Origin of the sequence: Lentzea aerocolonigenes, assembly GCF_000955955.1 — a bacterium.
In the GTDB taxonomy this organism is placed as follows: Bacteria; Actinomycetota; Actinomycetes; order Mycobacteriales; family Pseudonocardiaceae; genus Lentzea; species Lentzea aerocolonigenes_A.
In genome coordinates, this window is sequence record NZ_JYJG01000316.1 from 17,040 (window position 1) to 30,209 (window position 13,170).

Annotated in this window: 14 protein-coding genes; 7 read left to right on the top strand and 7 right to left on the bottom strand. The window is 68.3% G+C overall.

The genetic code is table 11. The annotated features are described in order from the left end of the window. The first annotated feature begins 82 nt into the window (after window positions 1–82). From UK23_RS34990 to UK23_RS53115, 4 genes are all read left to right on the top strand, one after another. Window positions 83–343 carry a hypothetical protein gene (locus tag UK23_RS34990; protein WP_196778021.1) on the top strand — a complete coding sequence of 87 codons (261 nt, stop codon included), beginning with the start codon at window positions 83–85 and terminating at the stop codon, window positions 341–343. 97 nt (window positions 344–440) lie between these two features. Next, window positions 441–764 (top strand): WhiB family transcriptional regulator, encoded by a 324-nt coding sequence (locus UK23_RS34995; protein WP_045316024.1) that lies wholly within the window; start codon window positions 441–443, stop codon window positions 762–764. Between the two features lie 283 nt (window positions 765–1,047). Then, complete coding sequence (locus UK23_RS35000; protein ID WP_045316025.1) at window positions 1,048–1,920, top strand: class I SAM-dependent methyltransferase; 873 nt, start codon at window positions 1,048–1,050, stop codon at window positions 1,918–1,920. 23 nt (window positions 1,921–1,943) lie between these two features. Beyond that, window positions 1,944–2,087 (top strand): hypothetical protein, encoded by a 144-nt coding sequence (locus UK23_RS53115; RefSeq protein ID WP_196778023.1) that lies wholly within the window; start codon window positions 1,944–1,946, stop codon window positions 2,085–2,087. A gap of 127 nt (window positions 2,088–2,214) precedes the next feature. Here the strand turns inward: UK23_RS53115 and UK23_RS52130 are convergent, their stop codons facing one another. The 4 genes from UK23_RS52130 to UK23_RS53120 all read right to left on the bottom strand — a co-directional run bounded on the left by UK23_RS52130 (window position 2,215) and on the right by UK23_RS53120 (window position 5,193). Next, window positions 2,215–2,799 (bottom strand): hypothetical protein, encoded by a 585-nt coding sequence (locus UK23_RS52130; protein ID WP_156213611.1) that lies wholly within the window; start codon window positions 2,797–2,799, stop codon window positions 2,215–2,217. Window positions 2,800–2,884: 85 nt separating this feature from the next. Further along, on the bottom strand, window positions 2,885–4,195 hold the full coding sequence (locus tag UK23_RS35005) for an ABC1 kinase family protein (RefSeq protein ID WP_045316026.1): 1,311 nt from the start codon (window positions 4,193–4,195) through the stop codon (window positions 2,885–2,887). Next, a complete protein-coding gene (locus UK23_RS35010; RefSeq protein WP_156213612.1) occupies window positions 4,192–4,932 on the bottom strand; it encodes a TOMM precursor leader peptide-binding protein in 741 nt (246 codons plus the stop codon). The genes UK23_RS35005 and UK23_RS35010 overlap by 4 nt, the downstream gene beginning before the upstream one ends. A 105-nt stretch (window positions 4,933–5,037) precedes the next feature. After that, complete coding sequence (locus UK23_RS53120) at window positions 5,038–5,193, bottom strand: DUF5679 domain-containing protein (RefSeq protein WP_169774275.1); 156 nt, start codon at window positions 5,191–5,193, stop codon at window positions 5,038–5,040. 194 nt (window positions 5,194–5,387) lie between these two features. Here UK23_RS53120 and UK23_RS35020 point away from each other — a divergent pair, with 194 nt between their 5' ends. Beyond that, entirely contained in the window at window positions 5,388–5,915 is a 528-nt protein-coding gene (locus UK23_RS35020; protein WP_045316029.1) for a M48 family metallopeptidase, read from the top strand. 401 nt (window positions 5,916–6,316) lie between these two features. Here the strand turns inward: UK23_RS35020 and UK23_RS35025 are convergent, their stop codons facing one another. Continuing rightward, window positions 6,317–7,624 carry a zinc-dependent metalloprotease gene (locus tag UK23_RS35025; protein WP_045316030.1) on the bottom strand — a complete coding sequence of 436 codons (1,308 nt, stop codon included), beginning with the start codon at window positions 7,622–7,624 and terminating at the stop codon, window positions 6,317–6,319. 44 nt (window positions 7,625–7,668) lie between these two features. On the opposite strand from UK23_RS35025, the gene UK23_RS35030 reads away from it, so the two are divergent. Beyond that, the gene (locus UK23_RS35030) at window positions 7,669–8,748 is read left to right on the top strand and encodes a PDZ domain-containing protein (RefSeq protein WP_045316031.1); all 1,080 of its coding nucleotides are present in this window, start codon (window positions 7,669–7,671) and stop codon (window positions 8,746–8,748) included. A gap of 5 nt (window positions 8,749–8,753) precedes the next feature. Here UK23_RS35030 and UK23_RS35035 read toward each other — a convergent pair whose 3' ends face one another. Both UK23_RS35035 and UK23_RS35040 read right to left on the bottom strand, forming a co-directional pair. Beyond that, window positions 8,754–9,320, bottom strand: coding sequence for a hypothetical protein (locus UK23_RS35035; protein WP_045316032.1), 567 nt, complete (start codon window positions 9,318–9,320; stop codon window positions 8,754–8,756). Window positions 9,321–9,447: 127 nt separating this feature from the next. Next, complete coding sequence (locus UK23_RS35040) at window positions 9,448–9,987, bottom strand: PPA1309 family protein (RefSeq protein ID WP_045316033.1); 540 nt, start codon at window positions 9,985–9,987, stop codon at window positions 9,448–9,450. A gap of 94 nt (window positions 9,988–10,081) precedes the next feature. Between UK23_RS35040 and UK23_RS35045 the strand changes: the two genes are divergently transcribed. Continuing rightward, window positions 10,082–13,075, top strand: coding sequence for a UPF0182 family protein (locus UK23_RS35045; protein WP_045316034.1), 2,994 nt, complete (start codon window positions 10,082–10,084; stop codon window positions 13,073–13,075). Window positions 13,076–13,170: the final 95 nt, after the last annotated feature.

A 13,170-nucleotide genomic window follows, 5' to 3' on the forward strand; every position in this document is an offset into this window, starting at 1 on the left:
TCATAACCTGCTCATGCCGGGTCCGGAGGACCCGTCTGGGGAAGAAAGTAACTACGAGAGCTCTCCGAGGGAGGTGCCCATTGTGAACACGATGTTGATCATCCAAGCCACCCTCGGCACCTCCGTGTCCGAGCGCCTCTGCACGCCCGCGTTCACCTCGGCCATGTGGCAGCAGTCTGCCCTGAAGCCGGTGGCACCGCTGGGCCGCGAGCGGGGCACCGCTCTGCGCGGGATCGAACTGGGTAGCGAGCAGCCAGTTGCTCTGCCGGTCATCGATGACGTCCACAACTACACGAATGCGCTGTCCGCGCATCAAGTGAGAAGGCTCCTGCCGACCCCATAGGGGGTCGAAGGACCACCAGGCTCACGAAAGCCGCGGACTCGTACAGAGTCCGCGGCTTTCGTGTTTTTGCAGTACCCCACACAAGGAGAAAACCCTGATGTTGACGGCAACTGTCCCGCTCACCGGCGAGACACTTCCGGACCTCGCGGAGGGGCTTGACCTGCCCTGCCGCACCCACAACCCCGACCTCTGGTTCGCCGACGCGCCGACCGACCTCGAGAAGGCGAAGTCCTTCTGCGGGACCTGCCCGGTGCTGGCCGAGTGCCTCGCCGGCGCGATCGCGCGTCACGAGCCGTGGGGTGTTTGGGGTGGAGAGATCTTCGAGCGCGGTGTCGTGATCGCGCGGAAGCGGCCCCGTGGCCGTCCGCGCAAGGACGCGGCAGCTGTCGTCACCGCTGACAAGACGGAGGCGGCTGCGTGAACACCGTGACCAGCAACAGCGCGTTCCCCACCTACCTGAACGAGGGCCTGACTCCCATGTCTCTGAATGAAGAACTCGTGCGAATACGAATACAAGAAGCCCAGAGGTTCGCGGAAGAGCAACGCCTGGCGAACCGCCTCGCGTCAGCGCAACGTTGGCGCAGGTTGGCGCGATGGGCCGGTCGCAGAGCGGCTCGCTTCGACCTCTGACAGTCTCGAGCTGAGGCCGTCATCCACGAGAAGGTGGATGGCGGCCTCGGCCGTTCCTCCGTACCGTTCCGTTTGTGCCGCACCACACCCACGACGGGATCGACTGGTCCACCCGCCTCCACGCGATGAGGCGCTACGGCTCGCTGCAGTCCGAAGCGCTCTCGGCTGTGGCGCGCAGACTGGTGGGGTTGCTGCCCGACTCGCCGGTGGTGATGGACGTCGGCTGTGGTGCCGGGGCCATGAGCGTGCCGCTGGTCTCGGCTTTGCGAGAGCACGGCGGTGGCGTGCTGGTGCTGGTCGACGCCACGCCCGAGCTGCTGGACGCGGCCTGCGCGGCGGCCCGTGCCGAGGCTGACGGCGCCGTGTCGGTGAAGCCGGTGCTGGCCGACCTCGCCACCGAGGATCCGTTGTCCTTCGCCGGACCGGTCGAGCTCGTCTGGGGCTCCCGGGTGATCCATCACCTCCCTGATCAGTTGCGCGGGGTGAAGCGCCTGGTCGAGGCTCTGGCCCCCGGCGGCTGGCTGGCGCTGGCCGAAGGCGGCCTTGAGACTCGCTTCCTGCCGTGGGACCTCGGCGTCGGCGAACCCGGGCTCGCGGATCGCATGGCCGCTGCCCGTGCCGAGTGGTTCGTGTCGATGCGCGAGAACATGACCGGCTCGGTGCGCCTGCCCGTCGGCTGGAACGTGGCGCTGGCCGATGCGGGCCTGGGCGAGATCAGCGCCTTCAGCTTCCTCGTCGATCACCCGGCTCCGGCCAAGCACCTCGTCCGCGAGTGGGCCGTCGACCGCCTGACCTGGCTCTCCGAGATCACCTCGTCTCGTCTGCACGCAGCGGACCGCGCCGCCTTGCGCCGGCTGCTGAATCCTTCCGACTCCGAGTACGTCGGCGCTCGCGAGGACGTGTTCCTGCTGGAGACCGACACCGTCCACCTGGGACGGCGCCGATGACGGCCTGCCACAGATGCGGGCGGTTGCGTGCCTCCGTTTCCGACCTCGAGTTCCTGGCCTGGTCGTCTGAGCGGACCGGCGGGTCGATCCGGTGGTTGTGTCACGTGTGCGCGAAGACCCACGTGCGGGACATCGAGGGCAAGCTGCCGGACGAGTACTGGCGCTGACGCCGGTTGGTGGGCTCCCGCTCGGGTGGTGGTGCTGAGGCTCGGCCGGTCGCTGTCGGCCAAGTGGCCGTCGCCTCGGCCAGGGCGTGCGTGCGAGTCGGCAGCTTGAGCCCTGGTCGGATGGTGCTCAGGACCCGATGCGGATGTGATCGAGTCTCGCCTGGCCCGGAGCGAGCGGGTAGAGGTGGCGTAACGCTCGTCTGACCAAGGCCGTTCCTCGTCGGTTGCTTTGGTCCAGTTCCTGGTGAAGATCGGTGGGCGAGCACAGGCGGGCGTCGATCACCGCGTCGAGGATCGCTACTACCTCGCGTGGGTTCGTCGAGCGGCGGGCCAGGTCCAGTGCGGCTCGGGGTGGGGCGGCTAGACGTAGGGCATTGCGCTCCACGACTTCGGGTGGGCGGGTGGTGCGTTCGAAGAGAATCGATGGGTGGGAGCGGCGTGTGTTCATTCCCGCCAGCACGTGAATGTGCCGCGGGAGAGGTACTGAGGCTCCTTGTTGGGAGAGCGCGTCTGCGCCGGTGATCACCGAATCGGGGCCCGCGAAGAACAGGACTGCGCGTAGGCGGTCCAGGCGGGTCGGCGGTGACGGCTTTTGCAGGACGACGCCAGGAAGGAGCTGTTGCCAGGGGCCGGCGGGCGTGCAGTGGCGCAGGATCTCGCGGCGGGAGAGTCCGGATTTGTGCAGGTCAGTGGTGCTTGCGATGGGGGCCATGGCTCCATCGTGGCGGATGGCGGGGCCGCGAAAAGGGGCCTGGAGCCAACCTGTGGACAACTTGGCGGACGTTCACTCGGACGAGTTAGTCGTCGAATCCTGGTTGCCAGCGGGCGACGATTTCCCGTGCGTTCACATGGGCGTCCAACTGGCAGAGGATGCCCGTCGCGCCCAATGTCACGCGGTGAATCAGCAGGTATTGAGGTGGCAGGTTCAGGGAGCGGCCGGTTTGTGAGTCCGGGCTGCGGAGGTCGCCCACTCGCTCGGCTTGGGATTGGAGCCACCGACGGGTGAAGTGGAACGACTCGGTGCGGAGGGGTTCCACGAACGGGGCCAGGTAGCCGAGGACGTCTTCTCCGTGCAGGGACATGCCCTCGCGGATGAAGTTCTCGGTGCGCAGGAGCTCGACGAGGTCCGCGGAGCGGCCGTCCAGGGCCAGGCGGGTCATCAGGCCGAGGGTTTTGGGGAGGCCGTCTGGGAGGCGGGCCACGGCGCCGAAGTCGATCACGCGCAGGCGGCCGTCGTCGCCCAGCATGAAGTTGCCGGGGTGCGGGTCGGCGTGCAGCAGGCCCGAGCGGGACGGGGCGGAGAAGTGGAACTCGGCCAGGCGCTGGCCGGCCAGGTCGCGGTCTTCGACCGAGCCTTCGCGGATGATCGTCGAGAGGCCGACGCCGGAGGTCCACTCGGTCACCATGACCTTGGGGGACGAGGCGACCACGCGGGGGACCAGGACGTGGTCGTCGTTCTCGAAGGCCTTGGCGAACGTGCGCTGGTTGGCGGCCTCGTCGCGGTAGTCGAGCTCCTCCAGGTACCGGTCGCGCAGCTCCTCCAGCAGTGGGCGCACGTCGGTGCCGGGCATGATCGCCTGCAGCAGGCGGGAGAAGCGAAGAAGCTGCTTCAGATCGGCGCGCAGTGCCTCGTCGGCGCCGGGGTACTGGACCTTCACCGCCACGTCGCGGCCGTCGTGCCACACCGCGCGGTGCACCTGGCCGATGGACGCCGAGGCGGCCGGGTCGTCGTCGAACTCCATGAAGCGCTTCGTCCAGGATGCGCCGAGTTGTTCGGCCAGCACGCGGTGGGTGGTGCGGGCCGGCATCGGCGGGGCCGCGGTCTGGAGTTTGGTCAGCGCCTCGCGGTACGGGGCGGCGAGCTCGTCCGGGACCGCCGCCTCGAAGACGCTCAGGGCCTGGCCGAACTTCATCGCGCCGCCCTTGAGCTGACCGAGCACCGCGAAGACCTGTTCCGCGGTTTTGGCGGTCACCTCGGCGTTGACCTCGTCGGCCGCGCGTCCGGTCAGTCGCTTCCCCCAGCCGCCGACCACCCGGCCCGCCACCCCGAGCGGGAGGCTGGCCAGCTTGGCGGTGCGCTGCACGGCCTTGCGCGGAATCTCGGTCACTCGGCCATGTTATGTGCGGCGCACTGACAGTCAGGGTGCGGATACCAGCTTCGCCTCTCAGCAACACCCGTCACGAGGTCCAGCTCGACAGTGGCGTTGAGCACGGGCGGCGGAGGCAGGTCGCGGCCCCGGAGGTAGATCAACGACTCCAGGATCTGCACCACGGCCAGCGCTGCCGTGCCCGAGGCGAACAGCACGTCGGTGGACGCCGGTTTGCCCACGAGCTGCGCGGCGATGACGGGCCAGGCCGGATCGTGGTCGGCGCGGTGCAGGTCGGCGCAGTTCAGGCAGGAGGAGCGGCCGGGCAGGACCAACGGCCCGACGATGCCCACTCCTTCACGCACGCGCACGGGCAGATGCGGCGTCCGGAAGACCATCAGCGTGCTCACGAGGTTCGGATCGGGGACGAGCGTCGCCGCCAGCACCGTCAGATCCGCGTTGTGGGCCAGCTGCACGTTTGATTCAGCTAGAAGCGAAGTAATTGAGAGTGCAAGGTGTCCGGCGCCGTGGACGGCGGCCGTCCCGTCCCTCGCAGGGTGCCCGGTGTCGAGGAGACCGGCCTCGTCGAGCGACTCGAGAACCTCGATCAACTGGCTGGGGTTCTCGCCGCGGTTTTTCAGTCTTTCACCCAGTTCAGCGACGGTGTGGCGACCGTCGAGGGTGATCAGCTCGTCGATGAGCGCCTCAGGCAGCGAGTCGATCACCACGGCGTGCTTCGGGTCGATGCCGACCTGCACGACGCCCGGTCCGCGGCGCACCACGGCCAGTCCTGCACGTACGCGAGGTCTCGTGTCCACGGAGGAAAGACTGGCAGGGGGCGGGGCCCCCTGCCAGCGGAAACGTCAAACCTTGGCCTTGCCGAGGATCCGCGTCATCTTCGTGCCGCAGACAGGGCAGGTGCCCTTCGCCATGCGCCGGCCGTTGGTCTCCTCGACCTTGCCGTCGAAGTCGCGCTTCTCCCGACACTTGACGCAGTAGCCGTTGTACTTCTCGGCCACGGCCCCTCCCTTGCAGTTGTGAGTGCGGACACACTCGAGGACCTTGGCGCGACGGTACCTGGGCGAGGCGGTGAATCCGCGCAGGTTCATCCGCGCGTGTCCAGCCGCCGTTCGGTGGAACTTCACCCGCCGGGTGTCCGCGTGCGGCCGGTTGGGGGCCGAAAATTGTCGGTGCCGACGTTTACGGTGACTGCATGGCCGAACCGCGGGTGGAGGTGCGGCGGAGCCCCCGGCGCCGCCGCATGGTCAGCGCGTACCGGGAGGGCGACACCGTCGTCGTCCTTCTGCCGGCACGGATGACCAAGGGGGAAGAGAAGCACTGGGTGGCGGAGATGTTGAGCCGCCTCCAGCGCAGCGAGACGCGCAGGAGATCCCCTGCGCGCACGTCGGACGAGGCGCTGATGGCGCGCTGTGCCGAGCTGTCGGCGCGGTACCTGGACTCGCTCGCCGACCCCGTCAGCGTGCGCTGGGTGCCCCCCATGCGCACGCGCTGGGCGTCCTGCACGCCGACCGAGGGCACGATCCGCGTGTCCGAGCGTCTGCGTGAGGTGCCGCCGTGGGTGCTCGACTACGTGCTGGTGCACGAGCTCGCGCACCTGCTCGTACCAGGGCACGGCAAGGACTTCTGGGAGTGGGTTCACCGCTACCAGAAGACCGAGCGGGCCATGGGTTACCTGGAAGGTCTCTCAGCCGCCGCAGGCTGGGGGATTTCGGAAGACTGATCAGCTGAACGCGAAACGCCCGGTGAGGGTGTGCTCGCCGGGCGTTTCGCGTGTTCAGATCGTGGAGGACGGAGTCTTCGACTGGCCGCGGCTGCGCGAGGAGATTCGCGAGGCGGCGGCACGGCTCGGCGGCTGAGACTGGTGGCTGTCGGCGGCTGAGACTGGTGGCTGCCCGGTCGGTACGTGCGGGTGGCGCCGACGCGCTCGAGGGCGAGGTGGCGGCACTGCTGGCCGCTTTGCCGGAGCCCGATCAGCGGGTTTGGTACTTCACCGCCGAGCAGATCGTGGATCCGGCCGGCTTCCTGCCCGGCTCGGTCGGGCTGGTGAGCTGCCGGCGAGCGTGGCCGGTCGTGCGCGACAGGCGGCCGTGGCTGGTGCCGCGGCCGCCTGTTCGCCTGGATCTAGTCGTCCGTCTTGCCGTCCTCCGGCTTGTCGCCGTCCTGCTCGCGCATGGTGCGTTCGAGCTCGGCCATCGGGTCTTCGAGGGCCTTGCGGGTGCTGGTCAGGCGTTCCGCGAACTCCAGCGGGTCGTCCAGGTCCTCCGCGGTGGGGACGAGCTCGGCGTGCTCCCAGACGCTGTCGCGCACCTCGACGCCGTGCTGGTCGCCGATCAGCTTCCACAGCGCCGACGCGGCCCGCAGCTTGCGCGGGCGCAGCTCGAGGCCGACCAAAGTCGCGAACGTCTGCTCGGCCGGGCCACCGGAGGCACGGCGGCGGCGCAGCGTCTCGCGCAGCGCGGGAGCGCCGGGCAGGCGGTCGGCCACGGCGGAGTCGACCACGACGTCCACCCAGCCCTCGACCAGGGCCAGGAGCGTTTCCAGGCGGGTCAGCGCCGCCTTCTGCTCCGGGGTGGTCTGCGGTTCGAGCAGGCCGGAACCCATGGCCTCCTCGATGGAGGCGGGGTTCGACGGGTCGATCTGGCCGGCGAGCTGCTCCAGGGCCGAGGTGTCGACCTTGATGCCCTTGGCGAACTCCTCGACGGTGTCGAGCAGGCGCTGCCGCAGCCACGGCACGTGCGTGAAGAGGCGCTGGTGAGCGGCCTCGCGGGCGGCGAGGAACACCATCACCTCGGAGGCGGGGCGCTCCAGGCCCTCGGTGAACTTCTCGATGTTCGCGGGCAGCAGTGCCGCCGTGCCCTCGGGACCGAGTGGCAGGCCGACGTCGGTCGAGGTGAGGACCTCGGAGCCGAGCTGCGCCAGCGCGTTGCCGAGCTGCGAGCCGAACGCCATGCCGCCCATCTGACCGAGCATCGCCAGCAGCGGACCCGCCGCCTGCTTGGCCTCGGCGGGCATCGCCTCGACCCACGCGCCGGACATGCGCTGCGCGACCGGGTCGCACAGGCGCTGCCAGGTCGGGATCGTGCGCTCGATCCAGTCGCGCGCGGTCCACGCCTGGGTCGTGCGGGTGCCCGCGGGCAGCGACGTGACCGGGTCCAGCCACATCTCGGCCAGGTGCACGGCGTCGGTGACCGCGCTCGACTGGTCGGCGGCGAACCCGATCGTGGTCGTGGACGACGACAGCTGCTGGAACGCGATCTGCTTTGCGAGGTCGTAGTTGACCGGCCCGCTCGACGACCCCGCGTTGCTCAGCATGGAGCCCAGCTGGCTCAACATGTTGCCCAGCTGGTTGAAGTCGAACGGGTTGTCTCCCGGCTTCCCGCTCTTGTCGTCGGGGTCGTGCGGGCTGAACCCGAACGGCACGTCACTCATGCCTCTACCGTACGCGGATCCACATGGTCGTACGCTGTTCAGCCGTGAGTGAAACCGTCACGACCGCACCCGCTCCCGCGCCCCCGCCGAGGGAGCGCGGACTGACACGCCGGACGTGGACGCTGATCGTCAGCTTCCTCGTGGTGGCGGCACTCGGACTGCTCGGCGGTTTCGCCAGAGTCCCGTACGTCGCGCTGGGCCCCGGCCCGACCTACGACGTGCTCGGCAAGGTGAAGGACACCGACGTCGTCTCGGTGGACGGCCAGAACACCTTCCCCACCAACGGAACCCTGCGCATGACGACGGTCTCGCTCACCGACGACGTGTCGCTCTTCGGCGCTCTCGGCCTGTGGCTGTCCGGCCGCTACGCCCTCGCGCCGCGCGAGGAGTTCTTCAAGCCCGGCGAGTCGGAGGAGGAGGTGCAGAAGAACAACGAGCTCGCGTTCAGCGAGTCGCAGACCTCAGCCGAGGTCGCCGCGCTGCACTACCTCGGCTATCCGGGCAAGGTGATCGCCAACCAGGTGACCAAGGGCAGCCCCGCGGAGAACGTCATCCCGCTCGGCGCCCGCATCATCTCGGTCAACGGCAAGCAGGTGCAGACCGCGGCCGACGTGAGCGCCGCCCTGGAGAACACCAAGCCGGGCGACCACATCGAGGTCGCGTTCGAGAAGGACGGCACCTCGAAGTCGACCCAGCTCACCCTCGGCACCCGTGACGACGGCCGCCCGGCGGGCTTCATCGGCATCCTCCCGGTGGACCGCGCCGACGTGCCGTTCAAAATCAAGATCAGCCTGTCCGACGTGGGCGGCCCGTCCGCCGGCCTGATCTTCGCGCTGGGGATCGTCGACAAGCTGACGCCCGGCGAGCTCAACGGCGGCAAGGCCATCGCGGGCACCGGCGAGATCACCGGCGACGGCACGGTCAAGCCGATCGGCGGCATCGCGTTCAAGATGGTGGCGGCCAAGGAGGCGGGCGCGACGGCGTTCCTCGTGCCGTCGGCCAACTGCCAGGACGCGAAGCAGCAGGCGCCGGACGGCCTGAAGCTGATCAAGGTCGAGAACCTGAAGGACGCGGTGTCGTCGCTGGACGCGCTGAACGCGGGCAAGGAGACGCCGGCCTGCTGAACGGGTCAGCTCGCGCTGCTCACGTCCGGCGGCCAGCCGTTCTGGTTGGCGAACTGGCGCATGTAGCGCTCGCACCGCCGGATGAAGTCTTGTCCGGTGTCCGGCAGCCGCGTCAGTTCGATCACCCGCTCGGGATCGGACTCCGGCGGCTCCAGCATGAAGATGTTGATGTCGACGAACTCGCCGCCGCCTCGTACTGCACAGGTCAGTGCGAGCGCGGTCGCGATCACGACACCCGCGCAAGTGCGGTCCGGCCTGAAGGACGGGTCGACGTGGTCGAACGCGACGGCCGACGCTCCGTCGCCGGTCGAGATCGCGAAGCGGAACCAGCGACGCGCCGAGGTGTCGACCTCGCCGGGGTGCTCGCCGACGACCTCGGACCGCAGTTCGGACGCAGCCAGGCGACGGCCGGGGTGCACGAGCTCGTCGCCGCTCCACTGCCGGTCCACCAGGACCTCGATGACAGGTGGATCGTCGACACCCAGGAGCAGCCCCGTCGTCTCCCGTGCCCCGACGACGAGGTCCATGAGGGAGATCGGCGCGCGCATGGTGGCCCAGAGATCGACGGACATGGCGGGACCGTAGACAACCGTCTCGCCTTCCGGCCACCGAAATCGGTGTTCGCGGGAAGCGGACACACCAGATCACAGCCCCGGCGCGATCAAGCTCCGGGGCTGTGTCAGCCTGGACAGATGACGATCAGGGCCGCAGCGTGGCGAGCAGGGCGTCGGTGAGGTTGGGCGCGAGCTCCGGGTGCTCGACGACCTCCTCCGGCACCTCGACCGTCCCGCGCAGCCGCAGCACGCAGGAGACCGAGCCGTCGCGCAGCACGGCGGCGACCAGGCGGGCCTCGCGGCGGGCCGGGTGTTCGGCGGCGAACCTGCGGGCGGCCTCGTCGTCCAGCTCGCCGTGGCTCAGTTCCGTTTCCGCCTCCGGGGGCAGGACCACGATCTCCTGGGCCAGCGCGCAGCCGGTCACGGTCGGGGGCCACTCGATGCCCGCCAGCGCCTCGCCCAAGTCACCCTGGAGGGGATCCTGGGCGATCGGGGTCAGCGGGGACGACTCGGCGTCGAGCTGGTCCCGCAGCTCCGGTTGCTGGGCGATCAGGTCTGAGGTGGCCACGAGGGCGAAGAGTTGCGGGGGCTGCTCCCAGCCGCCTGCCGATACGAACTCCTCTACCTCGCGGGCGACCGTCGGGAGGATGACCGCTGGCGTTTCACTCGCTGACACGCGTGTCATCGTAAGACTGCGGACTTCACGGGAACCCAGGGCGTCGTCCGTAGAGTTGGACTAAACGTACGTATTGAAATTCCGCGATCCAGGAGCGTGCCTCGTGGCCACACGGCCTCCGGTCGGACTGCCGAAACTGTCCCGGCGCAGCCGAATACTGCTCATCGTCGGAGTTGTGCTCCTGTTCGGTCTCATCACGGGATCGCGGCTGCTCGACACCTACGTGACTTGGCTGTGGTTCGGCGAGGTGAATTTCCGCAACGTCTACAGCACAGTGCTGCTCACGCGCCTGGTGCTGTTCTTGGCCGTAGGGGTCGTGGTCGGCGGCATCGTCGCGCTCAACCTGTACCTCGCGTACCGGGCGCGGCCCGTGTTCGTGCCGGTGTCGGGGCCCGATGACCCGGTGGCCAGGTACCGGACCGTGGTGATGCGGCGGATGCGGTTGTTCGCGATCGGCATCCCGGTGTTCGTCGGGTTGATCGCGGGCGCGTCGGCGCAGGCGGACTGGCAGCAGATCCAGCTCTTCCTCAACGCCCAGCCGTTCGGGATCACGGATCCGCAGTTCGGGCACGACATCGGCTTCTACGCGTTCAAGCTGCCGTTCTACGAGTGGGTGCTGTCGTGGCTGTTCGTCGTCACGGCGGTGTCGTTCATCGGCGCGGTGATCGCGCACTACCTCTTCGGCGGGATCCGGCTGGCCGGTCGCGGTGGTCAGCTCTCCGGGCCCGCACGGCTGCACCTGGCGCTCGTCGCCGGCTCGTTCGTGCTGCTGAAGGCGGTCGCGTACTTCTTCGACCGGTACGAGCTGCTGCTGCACGAGAACGAGAAGTTCGTCGGCGCGAGCTACACCGACCTCAACGCGGTGCTGCCGGCCAAGCTGATCCTGCTGTGCATCGCGGTGTTCTGCGCGATCGCGTTCTTCGCGGGTGCGTTCATGCGCAACGTGCAGCTGCCCGCCATCGCGACCGTCCTGCTGGTGCTGTCGAGCGTGCTCGTCGGCGCGGCGTGGCCCGCGGTGCTGGAGCAGTTCTCGGTCAAGCCGAACGCCATCCAGAAGGAAGCCCAGTCGATCACCCGCAACATCGAGGCGACGAGGCAGTCGTTCGGGTTGACGGACGACAAGGTCTCGACGAAGCCCTACGAGGGCAAGCAGACCGTCACGAACGACCAGATCAAGACCAACGACGCGGCGACCCTGGGCAACATCCGCCTGCTCGACCCCGCCGTGCTGTCGCGGACCTTCACACAGTTCACCCAGCTGCGGCCGTTCTACGGGTTCCCGAACAAGCTCGACGTCGACCGGTACAAAGTGGACGAGAAGCTGCGCGACTACATCGTGGCCGTCCGCGAGCTCAAGCTCGACAGCCTGCCGCAGGGTCAGCGCGACTGGATCAACCAGCACCTCATCTACACGCACGGCAACGGCTTCGTCTACGCCGAGGCGAACAAGGTGAACGCGGACGCCGACCAGACCAACGGCGGCTACCCGGACTTCAAGACCGGTGAGGTCGCGCCGGACGGCTCGGTCCGCAACGCCGACAACGGCATCAAGGTCGACCAGCCGCGCACCTACTACGGCGAGCTGTTCGGCACCAACGACTACTCGATCGTCGGCGGCCGGCCGCAGGGTTCGGCAGCGGAGTACGACACCGACGCGAAGTCCTACAGCTACACCGGTGCCGGTGGTGTCCCGGTCGGCAGCCTGCTCAACAAGCTGGCGTTCGCCGCGTACTACGGCGAGCGGAACATCCTCTTCAACCAGTCGATCGCGGACGACTCGAAGATCCTGTTCAAGCGCACCCCGCGCGAGCGCGTGCAGGCCGTCGCACCGTGGCTGACCGTCGACAGCGACCCGTACCCGGCCGTGGTGAACGGCCGCATCACGTGGATCGTCGACGGCTACACCACGCTCGACAACTACCCGTACGCGCAGCGCACCCCGCTGAGCGACGCGACCAACGACTCGCTCACCGCGGACGGCGTGGTCGTCTCGCAGATCAACAAGCCCGTCAACTACATCCGCAACTCGGTCAAGGCCACTGTGGACGCTTATGACGGTTCGGTGAGCCTGTACGCGATCGACGAGAAGGACCCGGTCCTCAAGGCATGGATGGGTGTCTTCCCCGGCACCGTCAAGCCGGCCAGCGACATCTCGAACGAGCTGCGGTCGCACTTCCGCTACCCCGAGGACCTGTTCAAGGTGCAGCGGCAGATCCTGTCGAAGTACCACGTGCAGTCCCCGTCGGACTTCTACTCCGGCGTCTCCTACTGGGCGCCGCCGCAGGACCCGACGATCGACAACGTGACCACGGCGCAGGCCCAGCAGGACGCGGCGAACAAGCGCAGGGACGCCCAGCCGCCGTTCTACGTCCTCGCCGGTGATCCGACCGACGCGAGCAAGGTCCGCTTCCAGCTGACCAGCCCGCTCGTGCGCGAGAACCGCGAGTTCATGGCGTCCTACGTGTCCGTGGGGTCGGATCCCGACAACTACGGCAAGATCAACGTGCTCCAGCTCAACACCGACGCCAAGGGCCCGCAGCAGATCCAGACCCAGTTCCTCACGTCGGACAACGTCAGCCGCGAGCTCAACCTGCTGACACAGCAGAAGACGACGGTCGTCTACGGCAACCTGCTCACGCTTCCCGTGGGTGGCGCGCTGCTGTACGTCGAACCCGTGTACATCGAGCGCGCGTCCAACAACACCTCGTATCCGCAGCTGTCCAAGGTCCTCGTCTGGTACGGCGACCGGGTCGGGTACGCGTCGACGTTGAGCGAGGCGCTGGAGCAGGTGCTCAGCGGCACCGGTTCGGTCGTGCCGCCGCAGAGCAACAACAACAACGGCAACGGTCAGACCTCCACGCCGCCGTCGACCCCGCCGCCGACCAACGGGTCGTTGAGCCCTGACCTGCAGAAGGCGATCAACGACATCGACTCGGCGCTCGCCGACATCAAGAAGGCGCAGCAGAACAGCGACTTCACCGCGCTCGGCCAGGCGTACCAGAAGCTGGACGACGCGTCGAAGAGGTTCAAGCAGTACAACACCGGGGCTCCTTCAGCCCCGTCGACAGCGCCAACCAGCCCCACTCCGTCGGGCTGACCACCCGATTTGCAATTAGCCGCTCCCCCCGCGTAGGGTTCTAATTACCGACGCGGGGTGGAGCAGCTCGGTAGCTCGCTGGGCTCATAACCCAG